Below are 22,464 nucleotides of genomic sequence, written 5' to 3' on the forward strand. Positions count from 1 at the left end.
GGCACGCCACTGCGGCGACACAGGCAACTCGACACTCGTTCAATAGGCCAAGAGTCATGTAGGGGGCGGATCGTCCGTGACGTTTGTCAGGATTCGGATACTCCTTTTCTGATCATCACGGTTAAAGAAGAAATAATGAATCGGTTAGGACTTCTCCTGCTCGGCGTGTCGCTATACTCCGAAGCTGCGGAGCCTTCGCTCCATATGACTCTTCACGATGGCGCCGGGAGTTTCGATGCCATGCGCTCAGGGGACCTTGCAAGAATCGAAGCAATTCGCAGGAGCGCGCACGGGCCAGACTTCTATATTGCGGATGTTGTTTATTCGCGAATGACGGGTGACCTAGATGCTTCAGATAGAAAGGCCAGCGAATGTGTGCGCCAGGCTGAATTGCAGGATGGGCCATCGACGGCGTTTATTTGCCGGGCCTTGGCGGCGGGCAACGATTTAATGCGAGGGCATGTCGCGGAGTGGGCCGCGAAGCTCGCTCAATTGAAGTCATCTAGTGGCGACTTTATTGAAGGTACGCGATTCCCCGTGCGCAGTGTTCTTGACGATGTAGTGGATTTTTCCATGTGGGCCCATACGCCCGTTGCATCAGTGCTTAATTCTCCGGAAAGACCTTACTGGCTTCCATTCAAGCACGTATTTTTATCCAGTCGCGTCGATGAAATATCCGGTGTTTTCCTTGATGTTAAGGTGAATGGGCATTCCGTTGCACTAAGCTTTGATACAGGCTCATTTTCCACCATTATTTCCACGTCCGACGCTCGCGCGGCAAAGATGCCACTTCAAGATGGATGGGTTGTTGTCCAGGGGACCACCGGTGCGAATACCTCTTCGTCGCTCGGTATCGCAACGCAATTGCAGATTGGAGCCATCACCCTCAGTCAGTGGCCTGTTGTCAGCCTTCCTGATGCCCGGCTGGGGGCGGTAGGTCTCGACGTGATGTCGCATCTGGGGCCGATGCTTCTCACATATGACGGTGTAAAACTCCTTTCTTCAGGGCAGGAGTCGGCAATTTCATGTCAGCAGCCTATCGCGTTGTCTTCCCTGCTTACCGGTTGGGTCGAAGGTCTTCGTTTTTCGATCACTGTTGATGGTCGGCAGCACATCGCTCTATTGGATACAGGTTCATCGAGCTACCTGACAAAAATGGGTGGTCAAGCAGATGATACGTGGCCTGCCAGGGAGAAAGATATTCAGACGGCGAACGGGCGATTTACAGCGAAGTACTCGGAGAAAGATGTAACGCTTATCGCAGGCCCCATACACAAGGCAGTGACCGCCGAGATGCGACCAGGCCCCAAACTCAACTATGAGTACGCACTAGGCTCAGGTTTTTTGAAGGACGCCAATGTCTTCATCGACTTCTCTTCCCACAGGGCCTGCATTCTGCCGAAAGAAGCGGGTAAATCAGATGCTTCGGCTACCTCCCCTGATCCCTCGCAATCGAAGTGACTCAGGATGGCCGATAACGGGCGTCAGTTCGCCTTGATGGCGCCCACGCTGGAAATCAGCCCAGTCATCGCGTGAACGCGATCCAGCGTAGCCTGCGATACCGCGGGCGGCTGCGCATCGTCGCCCTTCTTGCGTGGTGGATCGAGCAGGCTGAGCAGGTCTTCCGTATGGCTGCGCTGTGCCGGCGAGGTGGTTTCGCTGACCATCTGGCCCATGATGTATTTCTTGTCATGGGTGGTCTGGCTTGCCGACTGGGTGACGCTTGCTGCTACAAGGCGTCCCTTGACGTAGGCCATATGGGTATTGGTGGTGGCCGAGTCGTCGATCTGCCGGTAGATGTAGTTCTGCAGCTCCGGCTTCCCGCCCATCTGCATCGAAGCGCCCGGTGATGGCGCCGTGTGATAGCTCGCCTTCAGGTGTGACGACTGCTGCTGGTCGATGGTGCGGTCGTTGGCGCCGATGCCGCCGAGCCGGGTCTGCTGCGAGAGCTGGTACGAGAACGTATCCAGTTCCTCGGGGTGCATGGGGTTGGGCGCGCTGCTAGTCTGGCCGATCGTGGCCGTGAAGTCGGCCAGCCCGGTCAACACGGCATGATCTTTCGCGTTGAGGTTGCGCACGCCATCGCTGGGCGTCGTGGCCGCTGCGGGCGGATACGAGGCATTGAGCTGGCTGAAGGCATCCTTGAACAGGCCCGCCAGCTTCTTGTCGCCCTGGCCACGGCTGGTCGCCGCGTCGATCTGGTCGAGGTAGTTCGAGATGGCGGCCTTGCGCTGGTTCTGGTTGCCCCAGAGGGCAGTATTGCGCATGTCCATGGCAACATCGATCTTGCCGCCGGGGCCATCGACCTTCACGCTGCGTGTGTCGGTGCCCGCATGGAAGTCGATGGTCTGCGCCGCACCGCCCAGGGTGGGCACATTGGCCTTGAAGTCCACGGAAGCGATCCGCGAATCGCCTTCGGTCAGGCCTTGCAGCGATAGCTTCGGCGGCGTGGAGCTCATGCCGTCCAGCATGTCCTGGAAGGCACCGCCAAGCCTGGCGACCGACTGGCGATCTTCCGCGCTCAGGGACTGGCTGCTGCTCATATCGATGGACAGGCCATCCTCGCCTGAGTGCAGCGTGATCTTGACGCTCGCACCACTGGTCAGCTTGACCGACAGCGAGGTATCGCTCGGCGGCGTATCCACGGGTGGTGCGACAAGGCCGGTCTGCGTCGTCGCGGTCGGTGCGGCGGACGTGAGCTTCACGTCCGAGCCGTCCGCACCCAGGCGCGAGAGAAGGGCCTTGCCGAGGCCGGCGAACAGGCCCGACGCCGATGCCGCCCCTGCGTTGCGCTCAAGCATCGCGCCCAGCGCATCGTTCGAATAGCGTTCGGCCGCACTTTGCCCACCCGGCGCATAGGTATCGTCGGTGGCCGTGGACACGCCAAGCGTGACCTGCACAGAGGGCTGCGCCGCAGCGGCCGCCTTTCGCGAGGAAAGGGCCATGAGGCGATCCTGCCAGCCGGTGCTGGCGGCTGCGTTCGTACCGGTCAGGCTCAGGGGATTCATGCGTCGGTGTCCTTGGGAACGGCTCCTTCGACGTCTTTAGCGGCCGACCTCGCAATTACTTGAGTCCTGTTCGCGAAGGAAAAGCCGGTACGCAGGATTGGCCGTTTCCTCGCGACAGGGGTAGCCCAGTCCATCGAGGAACCGGTCCAGTGCCGGGCCGTCCGTCGCGGGCACCTGGATGCCGACCAGCGTGGAACTGTAATCCGCTCCCTGGTTGCGGTAATGGAACAGACTGATATTCCACTCCGGTGCCATGGAACGCAGGAAGGCCATGAGCGCACCGGGTCGCTCGGGGAACTCGAAACGGAACAGGCGCTCGTCGTTGGCCGCCAGCGAACGGCCGCCCACCATGTGCCGGATGTGCTCGCGCGATAGTTCGTCGCCACTGAGGTCCACGGTAGGAAAGCCCGCGCCTTCGAACACGGCCCTCAGCTCTCCGGCCTCACGACGATCCTCGATCTGCAAGCCCACGAACAGGCGCGCACGATCGTCGCTACCCATGCGGTAATTGAACTCGGTGACGCTGCGCTGGCCGACCAGCTGGCAGAAATGCAGGAAACTGCCTCGCTCCTCGGGAATGCTCACGGCAAACAAGGCCTCCCGCGCACCACCAGCTTCGGCGCGCTCGGCGATGAAGCGGATGCGATCGATATTGAGGTTGGCGCCCGAGGTGATGGCGACAAAGGTGCCTCCCTGCGAAGCAAGCCGCTTCGCATATTGCTTCGCGCCGGCCACGGCCAGCGCGCCGGCAGGCTCCATCAGCGTACGCGTGTCCTGGTAGATATCGTGGATCGCCATGCAGACCTCATCGGTATCCACCAGCAGCACATCGTCGAGATACGCCTGGCAGAGTCGGAAGGTTTCCTCACCTACCAGTTTCACGGCGGTGCCGTCGGAGAACAGCCCCACCTCGGAGAGCGTCACGCGGTGCCCCGCATCGATCGAGCGAGCCATGGCGCAGGAATCACGGGTCTGAACACCGATGACCCTCACCTCCGGACGCACCGCCTTTACATAGCTGGCGATACCGGCCGCGAGACTTCCGCCGCCGATGGGCACGAAGATCGCATCGAGATCGCCCTGGTGCTGGCCCAGGATCTCCATGGCTACCGTGCCCTGGCCTGCGATGACGTCGGGATCGTCAAAGGCCGGCACATACGTCATGCCCAGCCGGCGTTGCAGCTCCAGGGCATGGGCATGCGCATCGGTATAGGACTCCCCGGCCAGCACCACGTCCACCGTCGGGCTGCCGAAGCGCCGCGTGGCATCCACCTTCACCCGGGGCGCCGTCTGCGGCAGCACGATGGTGGCCCGCACACCCAGCCGGGCAGCCGACCAGGCCACGCCCTGGGCATGATTGCCCGCTGAGGCGGTGATGACACCGCGCTCCAGTGACGCCGCATCGAGCTGGCTGATCCGGTTATAGGCACCCCGCAGCTTGAACGAGGCCACCGGCTGGGTGTCCTCGCGCTTCAGGAAAAGGCGGTGACCGAGCTGGCCCGAGAGGGAGGTGGCCTCCTGCAAGGCGGTTCGCGTGGCGACGTCGTAGACCCGGGCCGTAAGAATCCGGCGCAGATAGTCCTGGAGATCGGGCGAGGGCAGTGCGGGACTGGCGTGACGCAGGGCGGTGGACGGCATGGACACTTCTCTCCGGGTGGTTCTGGGAGGAGGGCCATGAAAAAACCCGCCTCCTGGGGCGGGTTTCGGTCACCTGACGTGCGCGATCAACCCACCATCGTTGGGATGGGGGTAATAATCGAGACGATGCGGGTGGTGATGATGTTCACGGCGCTGATGCTCGTGCCCGGAGCGGCGGTTGTCAAGACTGCCCACGGCACCTATCGTAGCCAATACTGTTAGATGCCGCCGGGGGAGGCGCGCACGGGTAGTATGGTGATGAGCCTCGCAGTTGGACGTACGTCGCAATCCCAGGGAGCAAGTAGCCAATGATGAAGAAAGGAATGCTCCGGGCTCGTTCGCTGAGCCCGCGCCTAATGTCCGTGCTCTATATAGGCGCAGGGCTTATCGTTTTTGGCGGAAAAGCCTGTGCCGCAAGCGTTATATCTCTTGCAGCGGGTGAATGCATGCCTGCTCGCATATCGGATGGCAATTCGACTCCCATGCTTCCGTTGTACCAGCCGCCGGTACTGCCCGAAGGCCTAGACCAGGTGGTTAAAAGCCCTCCCAATTTACCGCAAGATCGTGTGCTTAGCGTATGGGATGCCTGGGATAGCGGCGAGCCTCCTATCGTGCCAATTAATAGCTGGTGGTTAGGGGAGTTCACCGGAGTAACGAGCACCATTGCACTGGGTTCTTATCAGCGAGGCCATACCGATCAATACGGGTATAGCGGTGTACAGGTTGCAGGAACCACGGTGGGTCTCTGGCTAAACTCAATGGACCCGGGCGTTAAGCTTTACTATGATTCGAACGCGCTGGGTATGGGCTGCTGGTATGAGGCATCGCCGCGCCCGCGCCTGTTTCCGTCCATGGCACATCAGCTTGATATTTCGTTCATCACGGGTGTCAAGTACGACGGATCGATAGCCGCGGCAACTGCCCAGGCGTATTTCGAGTTTGTTGCCATCGACGGAACCGGCGGATGCGTGGTGAACGATCAGAAGTGCGGATTGACATTTCAGGTCGGCTACTACAGTCGCAACCGGTCATATTCTCGTATAGAGCTTGCTCACAGCGATATCACGGGCACTACTCCGCATCCCATTGTACAAGCCGCCATAGAATCACCCAACTGGCTGCATCGAGTTCCAGGTGATGGCTCGCTTGATTTTCAATCCGAAGTGTTTTCACCAGGTCTGATACATTTCCGGGTCAGCCCAGAGGAATTTATCAAGGCCATTGAAGCAGTCAGAATGCTCAAGGTGAAATCATCCCAGAATGATGGCGGGTATACCTATCCATATGCGGGTATCTCGATCAATCCCTTGGACTATGAATTCTCGTTAATTGGCGCTGATGGAGAGATTTATGCTCCGCAGGGCAGTCATGGTCAGCTTGGGATGTCAATTTCCAATCTGAGGGTTACGTCTACCATCCCCCACCACGTGTCTGGTGAGATCGCTGGCTTCAATGAACCGCTGCCCGGTGTGGTCTTTCGTGATGGTATGGATATCAAACTACTCATTAGTAACCTCGATGGTAAACCGAACAGACTGCTGAACCTGGCGTCGGGTTCAGCGGAGGGCGATCCGGTGGGCTACTATGCGGGAAATGCAGCCCGTGTGATTTACCGCGATTCAAGCCACCATCTCAGGGAGATTTTCGAGAGTCAGACTGGCTGGGCTGAGTGGGATATGACAAGCACGCTGGGCCTGCCTGTGCTGGGTGCCGATCCTCGACCATTCGTTGGCGTTGATGGCTCCGCGAACGTGGTTTACCGCGATGAGGCCGGTGACGTGCATCTTCTATCGTTGGATGCCTCTGGGTGGCATGACACGAATGTTTCAGCCGCCAGCCTGCCAAGAGGAAGTGCTGCACTTGGGTCACCCGAGGGGTACATTGCCAACGGCGTGAAACGCATTATTTATAGGGACACAAACGCCGGGATTGTCGAGCTCTATTATTTCAATGGTGCCTGGAATCAATGGCAGATGACGAGTACTACGGGCTCGGCCCCAGCTTTCTCCGACCCCACTGGCTACGTTGATTCGTCTCAGCGTCCACATGTGATCTATAGAGACAGCGCCGGTGATATCCATGAATTTCGCCTGGATTCTGATGGCTGGACTCATACGGATGTGACGGCGGCGACAGGCGCACCTTCCGCACAGGGTAAGGCCTCAGGAATATTGGCAGGCGACGCTCCCAGAGCCATATATCGTGGAGTCGATAACCATCTTCATGAGCTCGTGTGGTGGATGAACTCGTGGTCCCACAACGACCTGAGCCAGACACGTGGCGCCGTTCTTCTGGCTGGCGATCCCCGTGAATTTGTGGGATCAGACGGCGTGGCGCGCATCGAGTACATGGGTGTTGACAATCAGGTCCATGAACTTTTCTACGGTAATGGTTGGATCCATCGTGACATGTGAGTCATCGCCTGCGAGGCAGTGGCGGTCGCATGACTATTTCTGAGAGTACATAGCTGCCCAAATGAGTGATCCGTTCGCCCTGACCCATGACAACTACTGTCCCAGGATGATTAGTGTCCTTCGGCGCAACTTCGCTCGCTGGATTTCATCGAGGTGGCTCGGTGAGCATCAACCGTAGCGCGACGACCATCGCCAGGCCAACGGCGACGGCCCCGGCCAGATAGACCGATGCAATGCCGCGCACTTCTGCGAGGCCACCTGCCAACGGGCTGGTGATCCCCAGGGCAATGTCGAGAAAGGCGACATAGGCACCCATCGCGAGACTCCGCGTCTGGGGCGGCGCGCGTCGTACGGCTTCAACACCAAAGCCAGGAAAAGCCAGCGAATAACCGAACCCGGTGAATGCCGCGCCCAGGCAGGCGGCGCCGGCGGTATCCGCGCTCCAGACCAGCAACAGGCCAAGGCACTCGATGGCCACGCTCACCAAAGCAACCTTTGCGCCACCGATCTTGTCCGGCAGATGCCCGAAGAAGATGCGTGCCGCAATGAAGGCAAAACCGAACGCCACGAACGCAAGCGATGCATTGCCCCAGGCCTTGGTGGTGAAGAGCAGAGCGATAAATGCGGTGATCAGGCCAAAGCCCGTGCTCGACAACGCCAGTCCCAGGCCCGGACCCATCACCACGCCAAGCACTTTGTAAAAGGGTGTCTTGCGTGTCGCTGAGGGCGCCACGGCACGCAGGCGGGATATCACCGCCATGGCTGGAAACGGAATGAGCACGATGACTGAAGCGATGCCCGTAAAGCCCCAATGATTGTTTACCAGTACACCCAGCGGTGCACCAAGCGCATATGCGGCGAACATGGCGATACCAATCCAGACCATGCCCTTGCCCGCATTCTGCGGACCAACCAGCGCTATGGACCAGCCGAACGCACCGGTAACGATCAGGCTTTCGCCCAGTGCCAGCATGATGCGTCCAAGCAGGACCAGCCAGGTTGATGCTCCGGCGTTGGCGACGAAAGCGGTGGATAACAGATAGACAAGGCCAGAGCTGCCGGCAAAGAGCAGGCCCGCAACAACGGCGCGCTTGGCGCCGCGCATGTCGGCGAAGTTACCCGCCCAGGATCGCGAAAGCAGGGCGGCGAGGAATTGCGCGCCGATCACTATGCCGACAATCAGCGTACTCATACCGAGTGTTTCGTGGAGGTACACCGGCAGCACCGGCATTTGCAGGCCGATGGCGAGAAAGCTGATGAAGACGGCAAGGGTGATTGGCAGTAGGGTGAGGAGTACTTTGCTGCTCGATGGCAGGGATGTAGGCGTGCCAGGGGATGATCCTGTGAGATCTGGGTGCTTTGACATAGAGAGAAATAGTTATGGAAAGGCCTGAGCCATGGACTCTCGCGCACCCGGAGCTTGCCCATGAAAGGCAGCGGAAGGCGCAGAGATATGGAGTATTTGGAGTCGGGGCGGTATTGAGTAACCGACCTTAAGCAAAGGTCGGATTACGTTGACCGAAATGATAGGGTCAATTGACCGGATCGACTATTCGCATTGGAGATCGCATTTCCGCGTCTCCCGGATATCGTCAGGAGTCGGTAAATAAGGCCTGAAATAGACGAAAGCCGGATGTGGCCGGCTTGTTCCGTGACGTCAAGTTCAGGTTTTTATTCAAGGAAACGCCTGGTAATGACGTCATCCGGAGAGGGTTTCAGGCCAGTGCCTTCAGCACATTCACAGGATCATTCCGGATAGCGCGCAGTAGCGCTCGTGCAGGGCCGGTAGGCTCACGGCGACCTTGTTCCCAGTTGCGGAGCGTTCCCACATCGACGGAAAGCATCTGCGCGAATTTTGGCTGCGACAGACCGGTAGCCTGCCTGATTTCCCTGATACCCGCCGGGTCTACATGAAACTCCCGGGACGGCTTGCGCTTGCCCCGGACGATCTCGTCCATCTGACTGACGCTTTCCATCAGTTCTGCGAAAAGCTGCTTATCCATGGCTATCTCCAGGTGTCGATCAGATGTTTCAGGGATTTCTTCTGAGATTCAGTCAGATCGTCCATGGCGTTCTTTGGATAGACCAGGAGCATGGCGATATGGGATCTTCTGACGAAGTGGTAGTAAATGACCCTGGCCCCGCTGCGTTTTCCCTGACCACCGCAAGCCAGGCGGATTTTGCGCAGACCGCCCGTATTCTGTATGACGTCGCCGGCCTCCGGATGCTGGGCCAGCCATTGTTGAAAGGCCGCATAGTTGTCGTCGTCCACCAGTTCAGTGATAAGCCGGGTGAAAACCGGCGTCTCGCGCAGTACTTGGCTTTGCGCACAGAAAGTCTCCGACTTTGGCTGGGCCGGTTACATTAGCTTGATCCGGATAGTGGCGTCAGTCGCCAGGCTGAAAAAGGCCGCTGCATAGGAAGGTCAATCGTCACTGCCTAGCTTCTTGCCTCAGGAATCCAGCCGTGCGGCCACACAGAACCCCATCGCCGATGCCGTCGATATCGCCAACCCGCCGCCCGCGCTTTTGAGTATGGCTAGCGCCAGGCTTTCTTTCGGATCAACCCATACCTGTGTAGTCAGGTCAAGCAACGCGGCGCTTGCCACCAGAAAGAACCCGAACGACACCGCGCAGAAATCGCGTGCGCTACGGCAGCACGTGTCCGTCCATGCATGCGATCGATGTAAACGAGGATATTGGCGGCCAGTAACGCCATGCCACCGGCGAGGATGGAGTAGGTCGGAAGCACGCTCAGCCACCTCCCAACATAGCGTGCGCATCCCACATCCGTCGCACCTTCGCTTGCTGGATGCACTGGCCCACCATGCGACTCATCACGGAAAGATTGCCGATAAGTCCTATCAGCTGGCGACGGTTCAACAGTTCGGTGTCGGCTGCCATTTCTGCCAGCATCTCGACGATGGTCTCGGCGTAGGCGTGGTATTCGCCAGCGTCGTCGATCAGCGTATCGAGGCTGGTTTCCGGATCGAGCACATAGCTGCCTTCGCCGATGCGGCACGGATCGTGTGGTTTGTTCATTGCGGTTTCTCCTATGGTGCCCTTCCTGCCGAGCGGGGTACGCCTCTCGACGCACCCCTCGTCACTCGACCGGCGAGGCGCATTGCCCCACGCCTCCCCTCGATGGGGTGGCGGACGTTTTGTTAGCGCGATGAATCGGCGTCAGTCGGCCTCATCCGGGCCACACGGCAACGCGCCGGGTGAAAACGGCAGGGCAAAAGGCATGAGATCGACGGATGCCGAGTGGCTTCAGTCGCGTCCGGTGTGGTACCGGAACGCCCGGGTGTCGTCGGGGGGAATGCCGCGTCCAAGCGGTGGACGGGGGAATGCCGTAAACTTCGACATAGCTTCACCTTGTTATGAAGGTTGGAGTCAGTGGAGAGGGCAAGGGCTGCAACCCGAACCCTCTCTGCGCTTTCACCATGATGGTGAGTAACGGTTGCCGGTGCTTCTTCTTCGCATCCGATCCATCGGCAACTGGCGGAAAACGTATCAGATCGTCTCCGGATTGTCTGTAGTCCTGAGCATGCGTTGCGACATTTGGTTGCGATGTTTCTTGCATCAGCACCGCATCACGCCTGTCAATGGCGAACCCTCTCATTCCCCATGTAGGAGCGCGCCTTGCGCGCGACCTGTGCAGAGCCGTGACGGACAGTGAAGTGAGCGCGTTGCAGGGGTCGCGCGCGAGGCGCGCTCCTACACGGGGGTTAGCGTTTTTGGGCGTAGACGCCGTCGAGGGCCGGTTCGGCCTTGAAGCCTGATTTTTCCAGGCGCTTTGCCACTTCGCGTGGCACATCGCGGCCGCTGGTGAGTTTGTTGGGGCTGCCGGTGTAGTGGAACAGCCTGCCGCCGCGACGCAGTACGCGTGCGATCTGGTCGTAGAACGACTGTGCGTAGAGCTCGCCTGCGATGCCGAAGCGCGGCGGATCGTGCAGCACGGCGTCCACCGATGCATCCGGCAGGGCGCGTATCGCTTCGGAGACGTCGGCATTGCTGAAATGGAGCCGGCCACCACTGGAGGCCGCGTCCGGGTCGGGCGACCAGGGATTGATCGTGCGCAGCCACATCACGTCAGGATTCTTCTCGAACGAGATGATGCGCGCAGCCCCTGCGTCAAGACAGCAGGTCGCGAAGTAACCCATGCCCCCGCAGGTATCGAGCACGACCTTCCCCGACGGCTGCACAAGCGCCACCTTGCGCCGGGCGTCGTCCAGCGGCGATTCCTTCGAGGTGGGCAGCATCTTGATGCCGTCGATTTCGAAGGTGGGCACGCCCCACTCGGTAGGCACGAGCTTGATCAGCGAGCCGGAGAAACGCGCGGCGCGGTCGTAGCCCTCGCCATCCCAGTAGTAGATGGTGCGGTCCTTCAGCCCCTCGGGGTAGGGATAGCTTTTGTCGTGCCAGTGCCAGGCATCCGCTGCGAGCGTGGCCACGCCCGTGCCGCGGCCCAGGTCCAGCGAGCCGGTCCACGTCGTTTCACCGGCATCGCGCGCGGCGAGCAGCGCGGTGGCGGTGTCCGAGGTAAGGAGGGGGCCGGAGTAATGGGGCACGGTGAAGAGCTCTTGAGTCGGGTGGACCGCCGATTATCCCTTACTTGGCGCAATGCGTTGCTCACGGCTTGTGCGGGAGCACGCATAGCCATCCTGAAATAACGGGGATACTGAAAAAACAAATGCCATCAATATATTGCGAATAGACGACTCAGCTTCCGCCGACTCATTACTGTTATTTATAGCGAATTTGAAGCGTCAATTTCACCCCGGCCCCCGATCAAGCCTGCCGGAAGCACCGAAAATCGCAATATATTGCCGCTACGTCTTCACGACCGTTTAAGTAGTGCCTTCCGATGCTCCGCCTGTCGGTCGCCATGATCGGCCAGGGGCAGGCGGATTGCCTTCGATGGACCGCCTGGACAATACGAGCAGGACCAGGGGACGAGGGATGTCGAACGTCGAAGTGCGTGGCTGGGCAGCGCGGTCTGCGCTTGCCCTGGTGGTGGCGTGCATGAGCGGCCAGCTACTGGCCCAGTCCTCGGCAGTCACGCCTGAGAGTGAATTCCAGAAGCGCATCAAGGTATCGGAAGAAATCCAGCCGGTTGGCGAGCATCCGTTTGGCGAGAGCATCAGCCTCTATAACGGTGCGTTATCGTTCGAAGAGAACGACATCAAGCTGACGGGGCAGGGGCCGGACATCGAGCTGACACGTTCATTTCACTCCGCCGATGCCCCGGCACAGTCGGTCTACTACGACTTTATCGACAATGCGTTCGTCGACTGGTCACTGGAGACGCCGCGCATCGAGACCCTTTCGGCCGCGAGTGGCACCGCCAATGTCGATCCCCCGGCCACGGCGCGATGGTTTTTCATCTCCGACGCGCAGCGTTGCAGCTCTTCGGGCGGCGCCCCGGACGAGTTCGTGAGCTTCAAGGGTACCGTGATTACCTACAAGGCCGATGACTGGTGGCATGGTTACCAGCTCGTCGTTCCCGGTAGCGGAAGCCAGGATCTGCTGACCCGTGACGCTGGCAATGCTCAGGTACCCGCCATGACGGGCTCCGATGGCAATCCCGTGATGTTTCCCCTGGTGACGAAAGCGCGCTGGGCCGTGGGCTGTACACCGGCCACGTCCAATGGACAGCCCGGCGAGGGATTTGTCGCCGTATCGCCGGACGGCACGAAGTACTACATGGACGTGCTGCTCTATAAGAAGACCGACTACATGGCCACGGGCGGCGGCGGCGCGCTGCATCGCCGGCTGGCGACGATGAATGTATCGCGCGTGGTGGATCGTTTTGGCAACTCGCTGACCTACTCGTACGACGGCAACGGCAACCTCACCGAAATCGATGGCAGCGATGGGCGGAAAGTGACACTGGCCTATGAAACCTGGCAGAACCCGGCCAAGGATCCGTTCGGCAACTACTACGACCCGGTGGCTTATCGCGTCCACAGCATCACCGTGCAACCCGCCAGCGCGACACCGCGTACCTGGACCTATAGCTACGACACGAATCCCGTGATTCCGAGACTGAATCGCGTCCAGTTGCCCGATGGCAGTGCCTGGACGTTCAACCTCGATGGCTTCGCGCCGTTGCCCGCCGACGGGGCGCTGATCGTCAACCAGGGCTGCACCTATCAGCTGCGTCCCCAGGATGCAGTGACGTCGACCGGTTCGATCACGCACCCGGCAGGCGTCACAGGTACGTTTACCTTGCAGACCACGATTCGTGGCCGCTCCTACGTGCCGGCCGTCTGCCTGCGAGTGAACGGCGCCGACGAGAATCGTTTTCAAGCCGTGTACAAGCAGAATTCGCTGATCCAGCGCACGCTGAGCGGTGCGGGCATCGGTACGCAGAGCTGGACCTACAGCTATTCGTCGCCCAATGACAGCTGGTCGACCTGCACCACGGGTTGCCCCACGACGGTCACCACGGAAATGGTTGACCCGTCCAATCGAACCACCCGTTATACCTTCAGCAATCGCTTCGATGCATCGGAAAGCCTGCTGCTGCAAAGCGACTACTTCTCGGCCGGCGATACGTCCGCCATCGTGCGCTCGGAAGCATCGGCGTATGCATTGCCGGCGGCGGATGGTTCATCGCCATGGCCCTGGCCGGCGATGCTGGGCCGCTCGCAGATACTGGCAGTCAATGCCGACCAGATGGGCAGGTTGACCCCGGTAACGACGCGGACGACAGTACAGGATGGCGACACCTATACCTGGGCTGCTCAGTCGTTCGATGCCTTTGCCAATCCGGCGCAGGTGACACGGTCGAACAATGTCGCTGGCCAGACTGCTATCGTCGAGTCCACCAGTTACCTCAACGATGCGGCGCTCTGGGTACTTGGATTGCCCGTGCAGGTGACCAATGTTTCCACGGGTGAAACGGAGTCGGTTAACGGTTATACCGCGCAGGACCAGCTTCAGAGCCGCGCCCGTTTCGGCCAAACCCTCATGACCTATACCTATGACGGGGCGGGACAGCTGGCCAGTTATACCGACGGCAACGGGCATGCCACGTCTCTTGCGGGATATCAGCGGGGCCTGCCGACGACGGTGACCTATCCGGACCAGACGACCGAGCATATCGGCGTCGATGATTTCGGCCAGGTGGCTTCGGTAACGGACCAGGCTGGCAATACGACGAGCTATGCGTATGACGCGGTAGGTCGTCTCGCGCAGATATCCTACCCGGCCGGCGATTCGGTGGCATGGGCGCCGCGCGTGTTTTCGTACGCCTTCGTCGCTGCCGCCGAGCGCGGCATCGATGCCAATCACTGGCGCCGCACGGTAACGCAGGGCAGCCGGACAGACACGACTTACTTCGACGCCCTGTTGAGGCCCATACTGACCGGCCGCTATCGCAGCGGCGACGGCGCCTTGCAGACCACGACGGTGACGGCGCACGACTGGCATGGCAATACCGTGTTCCAGTCCTATGCCGTGGATGGCGCGCCGAACTACGGCGACGCCACCAGCGGCATCACGACGAACTACGATGCCCTGTCGCGTGCCGTACAAATTATCCAGCCTTCGGAAACCGGCGCCGCGCTGACGACCACCACCTCCTATCTGTCCGGCGCCCGCAAGCAGGTGACCGACCCCAGGGGCAACACGACCACCACGTCCTACCAGGTATTCGACGAGCCGACGCTGGATCATCCGGTACTGGTGCAGGCGCCTGAAGGCGTCGTCCAGTCGATCGCACGCGACCTGTATGGCAATCCGACGCAGATAGCTCAGGGCGGCATCACGAAGACCATGCTGTATGACGCCTTCCACCGCCTGTGCCGCTCTACCGAGCCGGAGACGGCAAGCACGGTCACGGCCTACGACGCCGCCAACAACGTGATCTGGAGTGCGAAGGGCCTGTCCCTCGGTGGCGCGGGATGTGCGGCGGATCAGGTGCCGGCCGCGACGCAGGTATCACGCAGTTACGATGCGCTCAACCGGGTTACACAGGTGACGTATCCGGGAACCACTCCGGCCAGCAGCTTCACGTATACCCCGACCGGCAAGCTCCTGACCGAATCGACGGACGGGATCGTCTGGACCTTCGTGTACAACAAGCGTGACCTGCCGGTAGGACAGAGCCTCTCTGTCGACGGGCACATCTGGCCGGTGGGTTTTGGCTACGACGCTAACGGTGCGTTGGGTGCAGTGAGTTATCCGGACGGCAAGGCCGTGGCGTTGTCACCCGATGCCCTGGGGCGCCCGACCCAGGCAGGAGCCTATGCTACCGGTGCCTCGTACTTCCCGGACGACCAGCTGCAGCATGCCACGCTTGGCAACGGGGTCGATTACCTGGGGCAGCGCAATGCGCGGAACCTGCTTTCCAACGTCTCGTACGCCCATGCAGGCGCACTACAGCTGAGCGAAGACTTCATCTACGACAACAACGGCAACATCACCGCGATCAATGACCTGACCAGTGGTGCCACGCGCTCGAAGTCGTTCCAGTATGACGGGCTTGACCGGTTGCGCTCTGCATCATCGGCGTTATGGGGAACGGAAACCTACGGATACGACACGCTCAACAATATCGTGAGCGTGGCCACCGGAGGCACCACCAACACATACAACTACGATGCGAGCAATCTCTTGCGTAGCATTTCCGGCGGAAGCCTCGCACGCAGTTTCAACTACGATGCACGAGGCAATGTCGTCCAGAACGGCAGCGCACAGTACACGTTCGACCAGGCTGACAGGCTCGTAGCTGTCGTGGGCGCCGATACCTACCGGTACGATGCGGAAGGGCGCCGGGTGAAGGCGGTGACCACGGCAGGAGCCACTACCTATTCGCTTTACAGCCACGATGGGCAACTCCTGTGGCAGTTCGATCCGGCGACCAACAGCGGTACGGATTACATCTACCTGGGCAAGAAGCTGGTGGCGCGCACAAACAACGTGCTCGTTCCCAGCGCTTCTCCAGCGCTGAGTGCTCCCGCTTCGGCACAAGCCAGCAGTGCCTATACCGTATCGTGGACATCCACCGCCGCCACGACGGGTTACGAACTCCAGGAGCAGCCCGATGGAGGTGCCTGGGGCGATATAGCGAATACGGCACAGCTTTCCCAGTCGATCACGCACTCGGCAGCAGGAACGTTTCATTACCAGGTACGTTCGTGCAATGCAGGGGGATGCGGTCCCTGGAGCGGCACCGCCACGACCGTGATGTCGCCCCCGCCCTCCGCACCGATTCCGCCTGCGGCCGTCACGACGACGCTGGCCGGCGACCTCTCATCCATCGGCGTCACATGGTCGGCCTCGGCGACCGCCACGTCGTATGGCTTGCAGCAATCCGTGAACGGCGGGGCATGGACCGACCTTTACTCGGGTAGCGGCACGTCGTCGAGCGTGGCCAACCCGGGCGACGGCACGTATGCCTATCAGGCGCATGCCTGCAATGCGAACGGATGCAGCGCCTGGGTGGCGGGCAATACCGTCAGGGTCGCGCACATCCCTCCGGCACCTGCCTCGATCAGCGTACCCGGCAGCAGTACGGGAGTGGTCGGCATCAGCTGGTCCGCTACGGCGTATGCAACCAGCTACAGCCTGGAACAAAGCGTCAATGGCGGCGGCTGGGGCGCGGTCTACAACGGCGGCGCCACGTCGTTCAGTCTTCAGGCCGGAGCCTCGGGGAGCTATAGCTACCGGGTGAAGGCCTGCAACGCCAACGGCTGTGGCGGCTACGCCACCAGTGGGGCCGTAGCCGTGACGCTGCCGCCTTCGGGTGCGCCTTCCATCAGCGCGCCAGGCAGCAGCAACAATGGCGCCTGGACAGTCAGCTGGACCGGCGTGGCCGGTGCCACCAGCTACCTGTTGAGCGAAAGCGCCAACGGTGGTGGCTGGACGGTGGTGCAGTCCAGCGGCTCGGGAAGCTGGAGCACGACTGGCCGGGGCGATGGCAGCTACACCTATGTGGTTGCTGCCTGCAACGTGGCCGGCTGCGGCCCCAACAGCAGCGCGGTGACCGTGAGCGCCGCGAGTATTCCCCCGGTACCGGCCAATCCCCGTTATACGAAAACCTATCCCAACCGCAATTTCGAGAATCTAATCTTCCTGTGGGATGCCTCGCCGGGAGCCACCCGATACGAGGTCCGTGGTCTGGATACTCCGGACGCGTGGACGATTCTTCCGCCGACCACGTCAGTCAATGTTTTGCTTTCTCCGTTTGGTGAGACGCCGCCTTATCGCTACCAGGTACGGGCTTGCAACGCTGTCGGCTGCTCGGCATGGATATGAGGGGAGGTATCGTTATGAAGCATCGTACGCTTGTGCGTGACCTGTTCCGATTCGTCGTGATGGTGTTGGCCCTCGGATGGGGCCTTGCCGCGTCGGCAGCGGGCGCCGAAACGGTTACCTATTACTACACCAGCCCACAAGGCACGGTGCTTGCGACGGCGGATGCGGCAGGCAATCTGCTGACGACGACGGACTATCGGCCCTATGGTGCGCAGGCGCTGGGAAGTCCGGCGCCTGGGCCGGGCTATACCGGGCATGTCGGCGACCCGGATTCGGGGCTGGTGTACATGCAGGCGCGGTACTACGAGCCTGCCGTGGGACGCTTCTTGAGTACGGATCCCGCGGGCGCAGGTCCAGGAGACATTCTGGCGTTCAATTCCTTCGCCTACGCGCACAACAACCCTGTCGGTAACGTCGATCCGGACGGTCGCCAGACGGTGCCAGGATCGATCAACTGGCAAGCGCCCGGGATGATGGAGGCGTGGAAGACCACCGGTCGGAACGTCACGCTGCCGGTGCTACTGGACACGGTCGTGCCCGGGGGCGGTCTGATCAACTGCGCCTCGCTGGGGTGCAGCGGGGGTGAATGGGCCATGGCGGCCCTACCCATGGTGGGCGAGGTGCGTGGGGCGGGTCGCGTCGTTATCGCCGGGGAACGCATGGCGCAGGCAGCTGCGAAGGGGGCTCGGGGAGAAGCCGCCGTCAAAGAGACTTACAATATCGGCGAACGCCTCCGGTTCGAGATTAACGGTTCAAGGCGCATATCTGACGGCTTTAGGCAAGATGTCTCTATTAGCGAGATTAAAAATGTCAGTCGCCAAGGACTGACGTCGCAAATCAAGGATTACATGCAATTTGCGCAGAAGAGCGATTTACGATTCGATCTGTATACGAACGAAAGCACAAAGCTATCCGCGCCGCTGCAGCAGGCTGTCGATGCGGGAGCAATTAACCATATACGCGTCCCCATGCAATGATCACGAGGTTGCTATGTTGACACCTGAAGGGCGGGCCCGGCGTGAAGCCCAGGATGAGCGGATCAAAAAGCGTATAGAAGGCTTTAGAGTGGAGCAGCGCGAATTGCTCGATGAACTCGCGGCTGCAGGCGTGTCGCTAGAGATAGTGAACGACTTGCCTAATTGGCCTTCGTCGGACTACGTCCACACCTTACCCATCCTGGCACGGCACCTTCATCGTCCCTATTCGCAGGGGACGCTCGCATCGCTGGCCCGAAGTATGGGGATGAAAGAAGCCGCGCCGTACTGGGACGAGTTGGTGACGCTTTACCGTCAGCAACCGGAGAAGAGTGATCCCGATGTGAGCGATTTCGGTATGGGCTTGGCGGTTGCCATCTCCGCCAGCGTGCCACCTAGCCGTCTCGACGAGTTGGTCGAGTTAATCAAGACTCCTGGGCTACCCAACCGCGTGCTGCTTCTTGGGCCCATCCAGCGACGACGGTCGCGTAACCGCAAGTATGCCGAGTTGATCGAAGAACTCCGGCACGATCCGGTGTTTTCCCGGGAAATACAGCGCTGGAAAGGTATGAGGCGCAAATCGCATTGAGTGCGTCGACGAGTCTGGAAAAGAGCACATGGACTCACAGAGCATGAATGGGGACGCGGGAACGATGAGCCATATACGGATCCCCATGTAATGATCGAAAAGTTGCTATGTTGACACCTGGAGGGCGGGCCCGTCGCGAGGCGCAGGATGAGCGGATCAAAAAGCGCGTTGAAGGCTTCAAAATCGAGCAGTGCGAACTACTAGATGAGCTGAAGGCGGGGGCGTGGATGTCGAGTACGTCAACGGGTTGCCCATGCGGCCTGCGTCGGCGTATGCCCACACACTGCCTATTCTGGCGAGGCATATTCATCTGCGGTCACGGAAACCACGGAAGGAACTCGCGTAGTCTCATCGAGCGAAGGAGTTTTACGCCCTGCGGCGTGAGCCGCACTCGTGGACGGCGAAACTGCCGTTAGGGGCAGTTGGAACTCATGCCGAAATCAACGGTATATAATAGGCACGCGATTTAGGACTGACTCGACGGCCCCAGGAATTTGAGTAACCGCCTGGTTTCGAGTACGACATACCCATCCGGGAAACCCACCCAGGGAAAGCAGTGCCGTCCTACGGGCAAGCCCCACGGAAACATTCCTCTTTGAACCTGCTTACAGAGAGAGGCATCTCGATGATGGCGGCATTTGGAACAGCAGATGTGGCCTTGCTTGCCGATGATGCGTTAGAAGCTGCGCAGATACTCGCCCGCAGCGGAATTGCGATCCTTGGCGGGGACGTCTTCTACCAAACATCGAATGGCTTACATTTGGCTTACGCTAACTGGTCTACGAAGCCAGAGCCAGGCGAAGATCCGGCCACATTCGTCACTCGATCTATCCAAGAGACGTGTGAATACATAAGGCGCTACCCATCTGAGCAGGGAAGAAAAGAATTATTTGCCCTGGTCATTGGCGAGTCCACTTCCCGCTGAGCCTTAAGAGTTTTCAGTGATTGACTGGAGCGGTTATCCTAAAGATGTTCCAAGGCCCGATGGCCCATTTCGGCTGGTTGATGGGGATGCATACGACGCTCATCAGGCCAGCAAGGCCGTCGTACGGGCAAGCCCCACGGAAACATTCCTCGCCCTAATGTAAAGGAATGGGAACCAAATATTGCGCCAGATGGAAAAGGGCATGGCGGAGCGGGCAAGGTCAGGCCACCCCGGGCCGATGAAATCCCATCTTGCCCACCGCAGGCGCCGCCGCCACAAAGAACTGAAGAGGGCTGAGCGTGGAGATTTTCCGACTGGTCTATTGGATGAAATACGTTGTTCCGACATTGCAGAATGTGGACGGATATATCTTCTTTGACAAAGATGACATCGGATCCGAAAGAATAAGGGCAGAAGCTCTGCAAGGATATGCTTCTCTGCGGGAGGCGCAGTCTTGGATGAACATCATTCTGCTTGAGGAGTTCATTTCCGAGGTGGCTGGCGATGACTGGGACGTCGATGAACCCCTGATCAATCAGTTGCTATCGATCTTCCAGGAGGCTTGGTCATTTCAGATAAAAGCCAGATTCCCAGGGGTAGACTTCAGCATTGAGAAGGTCGTTGATAACGAGTACGGGGATATTGGCTTACGTATTGCCCAGCCAGCCCCTCCACTGCCAATGGAATGAATGGTCGAAGATTCTTATCCAAGCTTCGTATGAGCCATGAACAATCAATATCAACTGGTATTGCAATGGAGAGGGGAAGCGCAGCCTCCTCGTGATAATTTAATCGACTTAGAGGACGCGCTAATCTTCGGTCGCGCGCGAGGCGCGCTCCTACAAGGGGTGGCGTGTTGGGTGTATGGACCATCGCCAGCTGGCGATCACGCCGCTGGCCAGCACGACGCTTTCCAGGGTGAACTGGAACAGGCTCATGAAGGCGGAAGGCCACGGTAGCGGCTCGAAGAAGCTCCATAGCAGCGGACTGACGATTCGCCCAAGGAGAAAGGCGTAGATGACGACGAGGGCGACAAGCGCTTTCCTGGGTGCTGCGGTCGCGCCCATCAGCCAGCAAAGCAGCACCGTGCCGATCACGGGCTCAAGGTAGGTGATGAATGCCCATGTCAGTACATGCGCCCCATAAGGCTGCCGATAGACTTCTTCATGGCTGGGAAGGCCGAGCGCCTGGATCCATGCCTCAAAAGGGGCTGTCACCAGCGGCTGCCATGCGAACTGGGCTATGGCAGCGATTGCCACCACAGCAATGATCAGTGCCGGCGGATGCCGGAGCAGCTTCACGGCAAGGCCGGTCAGCCCGCACATCGCAAGGCTTGTGGCTATCTTCGGCAGGGCGAGCATCAGGTAGATGGCATAGGTCTCCGTGACCACGCCCGACATGATGGCACTGCGCAGGGTTTCCTTGACCAGCACATAGACAAGGCCGGTGAGCAGCCAGCTGGCCAGCCACGAACGCTGCGGTGAACGGCGCCGGATGACCATCCAGATGGCGGCCATGGCACCCCATACACCGCACTGATTGATGAACATGGCCCACGATGGAACGAGATGTACATCGGGGTAATGAACGCCGAGTACTTGTTGCAGCACCACGTGTGTCCCCAGGCCCAGTGCACCCGCCACGAGCACCCCGATGGCCAGCCTGGCTGGACTTGCCGCGATCTTCGACATGTTCATTTCCATATCTCCGTTGTACTCATCGGTTTCCCGTACGCGGCACGCCTCATCGTACGAGGCGAAGCTTGCAAAGCACGGGAATCTCCGACACTGTTGGCCCAACAAGACTTTAGCGGAGAAAGTTTACTGTTTAATAGTAAACTTTGATCACTTGACAATGATTATTGATTATTCTAGGGCCAAGAAAAAAGCCCGTTGGCTCCGCTACGGCATTGCCTGCGCGATGGTTTTCGTCGTGCTCAACGGCCTTCTGCTGGCCCTGCCAGACGGCGTTGTTCCAGGTGGTCCCATGTTCGATTTCCGGCAGCGTCCGCCCGTGGCGCTCGCCGACCATCCCCACCTGTTCCTGATCGCCAATTCCCTCACCGCGCTCATCTACCTGGCCGGCCTGTTCCGGTTGATCAAGCTGATGCGGCTGTTCGAGGAAGGGGAGTTCTTCAGTGCGCGAGGCGTTCGCCACCTTCGCGCATTCGCACTGTCCCTGCTGCTTGCCTCGATAGCCGGCTGCGTACTGCCGCCACTGCTGCTCATGGGGGCTCGCATGTTGGGTGTCGATCACGTGACGGTGTTGAGGGTCGGCCTCGAGAATTCGGACATGTGGCAGGGCTTCATCAGCGCCGTGTTCTTCGTCGTCGCGATGATTCTCGGCGAAGCCAGGCAGCTGGCCGAAGACAACCAGCTCATCGTGTAACGCCGTGCCCATCATCATCAATCTCGACATCATGCTCGCACGCCGCAAGGTGAAGTCGCGCGCACTCGCCGCTTACGTCGGCATTACCGAGCAGAATCTCTCCTTGCTCAAATCCAGCAAGGTCCGGGGCATCCGCTTTGCCACGCTGGAGCGCATCTGCGAGTACCTCCAGTGCCAGCCCGGCGATCTTCTCGAATATGTTCCCGGGGAATCGTCGCCCGATGACGGGGACGATGGCGACGGATGAGACCTCGCGCGTAACG

The 22,464-nt window shown here is 59.9% G+C and carries 18 protein-coding genes; 10 read left to right on the plus strand and 8 right to left on the minus strand.

The window, feature by feature from the left end:
* The first annotated feature begins 204 nt into the window (after positions 1-204).
* Positions 205-1,461: a retropepsin-like aspartic protease gene (locus KR767_RS16410; protein WP_250877039.1), complete on the plus strand. Its 1,257-nt coding sequence runs from the start codon at positions 205-207 to the stop codon at positions 1,459-1,461.
* Between the two features lie 23 nt (positions 1,462-1,484).
* On the opposite strand, the gene KR767_RS16415 is transcribed toward KR767_RS16410, so the two are convergent.
* Both KR767_RS16415 and ilvA read right to left on the minus strand, forming a co-directional pair.
* Positions 1,485-3,008 (minus strand): hypothetical protein, encoded by a 1,524-nt coding sequence (locus KR767_RS16415; RefSeq protein ID WP_250877040.1) that lies wholly within the window; start codon positions 3,006-3,008, stop codon positions 1,485-1,487.
* A 36-nt stretch (positions 3,009-3,044) separates the two neighbouring features.
* Positions 3,045-4,646 (minus strand): threonine ammonia-lyase, biosynthetic, encoded by a 1,602-nt coding sequence (gene ilvA, locus KR767_RS16420; protein ID WP_250877041.1) that lies wholly within the window; start codon positions 4,644-4,646, stop codon positions 3,045-3,047.
* 36 nt (positions 4,647-4,682) lie between these two features.
* Between ilvA and KR767_RS16425 the strand changes: the two genes are divergently transcribed.
* Both KR767_RS16425 and KR767_RS16430 read left to right on the plus strand, forming a co-directional pair.
* Positions 4,683-4,868 (plus strand): hypothetical protein, encoded by a 186-nt coding sequence (locus KR767_RS16425; protein WP_250877042.1) that lies wholly within the window; start codon positions 4,683-4,685, stop codon positions 4,866-4,868.
* 86 nt (positions 4,869-4,954) lie between these two features.
* Positions 4,955-7,060, plus strand: coding sequence for a hypothetical protein (locus KR767_RS16430; RefSeq protein WP_250877043.1), 2,106 nt, complete (start codon positions 4,955-4,957; stop codon positions 7,058-7,060).
* A 145-nt stretch (positions 7,061-7,205) separates the two neighbouring features.
* Here KR767_RS16430 and KR767_RS16435 read toward each other — a convergent pair whose 3' ends face one another.
* The 5 genes from KR767_RS16435 to KR767_RS16455 form a co-directional block, all read right to left on the minus strand.
* Positions 7,206-8,426 (minus strand): arabinose transporter, encoded by a 1,221-nt coding sequence (locus KR767_RS16435; RefSeq protein WP_250877044.1) that lies wholly within the window; start codon positions 8,424-8,426, stop codon positions 7,206-7,208.
* 349 nt (positions 8,427-8,775) lie between these two features.
* A complete protein-coding gene (locus tag KR767_RS16440; protein WP_166946504.1) occupies positions 8,776-9,063 on the minus strand; it encodes a helix-turn-helix domain-containing protein in 288 nt (95 codons plus the stop codon).
* 2 nt (positions 9,064-9,065) lie between these two features.
* On the minus strand, positions 9,066-9,332 hold the full coding sequence (locus KR767_RS16445) for a type II toxin-antitoxin system RelE/ParE family toxin (protein ID WP_250877045.1): 267 nt from the start codon (positions 9,330-9,332) through the stop codon (positions 9,066-9,068).
* A 481-nt stretch (positions 9,333-9,813) separates the two neighbouring features.
* Positions 9,814-10,101, minus strand: coding sequence for a hypothetical protein (locus tag KR767_RS16450; protein ID WP_250877046.1), 288 nt, complete (start codon positions 10,099-10,101; stop codon positions 9,814-9,816).
* 686 nt (positions 10,102-10,787) lie between these two features.
* Positions 10,788-11,630, minus strand: coding sequence for a class I SAM-dependent methyltransferase (locus tag KR767_RS16455; RefSeq protein WP_250877047.1), 843 nt, complete (start codon positions 11,628-11,630; stop codon positions 10,788-10,790).
* Between the two features lie 391 nt (positions 11,631-12,021).
* On the opposite strand from KR767_RS16455, the gene KR767_RS16460 reads away from it, so the two are divergent.
* The 5 genes from KR767_RS16460 to KR767_RS16480 all read left to right on the plus strand — a co-directional run bounded on the left by KR767_RS16460 (position 12,022) and on the right by KR767_RS16480 (position 20,502).
* On the plus strand, positions 12,022-17,325 hold the full coding sequence (locus tag KR767_RS16460; RefSeq protein ID WP_250877048.1) for an RHS repeat domain-containing protein: 5,304 nt from the start codon (positions 12,022-12,024) through the stop codon (positions 17,323-17,325).
* Positions 17,326-17,339: 14 nt separating this feature from the next.
* Entirely contained in the window at positions 17,340-18,302 is a 963-nt protein-coding gene (locus tag KR767_RS16465; protein ID WP_250877049.1) for an RHS repeat-associated core domain-containing protein, read from the plus strand.
* Positions 18,303-18,315: 13 nt separating this feature from the next.
* Entirely contained in the window at positions 18,316-18,888 is a 573-nt protein-coding gene (locus KR767_RS16470; protein ID WP_166946510.1) for a hypothetical protein, read from the plus strand.
* A 595-nt stretch (positions 18,889-19,483) separates the two neighbouring features.
* Positions 19,484-19,813 (plus strand): Imm40 family immunity protein, encoded by a 330-nt coding sequence (gene imm40, locus KR767_RS16475; RefSeq protein WP_250877050.1) that lies wholly within the window; start codon positions 19,484-19,486, stop codon positions 19,811-19,813.
* A gap of 326 nt (positions 19,814-20,139) precedes the next feature.
* A complete protein-coding gene (locus tag KR767_RS16480) occupies positions 20,140-20,502 on the plus strand; it encodes a hypothetical protein (protein ID WP_250877051.1) in 363 nt (120 codons plus the stop codon).
* Between the two features lie 150 nt (positions 20,503-20,652).
* On the opposite strand, the gene KR767_RS16485 is transcribed toward KR767_RS16480, so the two are convergent.
* On the minus strand, positions 20,653-21,504 hold the full coding sequence (locus tag KR767_RS16485; RefSeq protein WP_250877052.1) for a hypothetical protein: 852 nt from the start codon (positions 21,502-21,504) through the stop codon (positions 20,653-20,655).
* Between the two features lie 163 nt (positions 21,505-21,667).
* On the opposite strand from KR767_RS16485, the gene KR767_RS16490 reads away from it, so the two are divergent.
* Both KR767_RS16490 and KR767_RS16495 read left to right on the plus strand, forming a co-directional pair.
* Positions 21,668-22,201, plus strand: a complete 534-nt coding sequence (locus tag KR767_RS16490) for a DUF2975 domain-containing protein (protein ID WP_250877053.1) — start codon at positions 21,668-21,670, stop codon at positions 22,199-22,201.
* 4 nt (positions 22,202-22,205) lie between these two features.
* A complete protein-coding gene (locus KR767_RS16495; RefSeq protein ID WP_250877054.1) occupies positions 22,206-22,448 on the plus strand; it encodes a helix-turn-helix domain-containing protein in 243 nt (80 codons plus the stop codon).
* Positions 22,449-22,464 lie beyond the last annotated feature (16 nt).

The organism is Luteibacter anthropi (genome assembly GCF_023699965.1).
In the GTDB taxonomy this organism is placed as follows: Bacteria; Pseudomonadota; Gammaproteobacteria; order Xanthomonadales; family Rhodanobacteraceae; genus Luteibacter; species Luteibacter anthropi.

Bases quoted from the DNA above. Each gene is read 5' to 3' on its own strand.
- KR767_RS16460 (WP_250877048.1), top strand. From the start codon at position 12,022: ATGTCGAACGTCGAAGTGCGTGGCTGGGCAGCGCGGTCTGCGCTTGCC.
- KR767_RS16470 (WP_166946510.1), top strand. From the start codon at position 18,316: ATGTTGACACCTGAAGGGCGGGCCCGGCGTGAAGCCCAGGATGAGCGG.
- KR767_RS16435 (WP_250877044.1), bottom strand. From the start codon at position 8,426: ATGTCAAAGCACCCAGATCTCACAGGATCATCCCCTGGCACGCCTACA.
- KR767_RS16430 (WP_250877043.1), top strand. From the start codon at position 4,955: ATGATGAAGAAAGGAATGCTCCGGGCTCGTTCGCTGAGCCCGCGCCTA.
- KR767_RS16490 (WP_250877053.1), top strand. From the start codon at position 21,668: ATGATTATTGATTATTCTAGGGCCAAGAAAAAAGCCCGTTGGCTCCGC.
- KR767_RS16450 (WP_250877046.1), bottom strand. From the start codon at position 10,101: ATGAACAAACCACACGATCCGTGCCGCATCGGCGAAGGCAGCTATGTG.
- KR767_RS16410 (WP_250877039.1), top strand. From the start codon at position 205: ATGACTCTTCACGATGGCGCCGGGAGTTTCGATGCCATGCGCTCAGGG.
- KR767_RS16425 (WP_250877042.1), top strand. From the start codon at position 4,683: ATGAAAAAACCCGCCTCCTGGGGCGGGTTTCGGTCACCTGACGTGCGC.
- KR767_RS16440 (WP_166946504.1), bottom strand. From the start codon at position 9,063: ATGGATAAGCAGCTTTTCGCAGAACTGATGGAAAGCGTCAGTCAGATG.
- KR767_RS16465 (WP_250877049.1), top strand. From the start codon at position 17,340: ATGAAGCATCGTACGCTTGTGCGTGACCTGTTCCGATTCGTCGTGATG.
- KR767_RS16485 (WP_250877052.1), bottom strand. From the start codon at position 21,504: ATGTCGAAGATCGCGGCAAGTCCAGCCAGGCTGGCCATCGGGGTGCTC.
- KR767_RS16415 (WP_250877040.1), bottom strand. From the start codon at position 3,008: ATGAATCCCCTGAGCCTGACCGGTACGAACGCAGCCGCCAGCACCGGC.
- ilvA (WP_250877041.1), bottom strand. From the start codon at position 4,646: ATGCCGTCCACCGCCCTGCGTCACGCCAGTCCCGCACTGCCCTCGCCC.
- KR767_RS16480 (WP_250877051.1), top strand. From the start codon at position 20,140: ATGAAATACGTTGTTCCGACATTGCAGAATGTGGACGGATATATCTTC.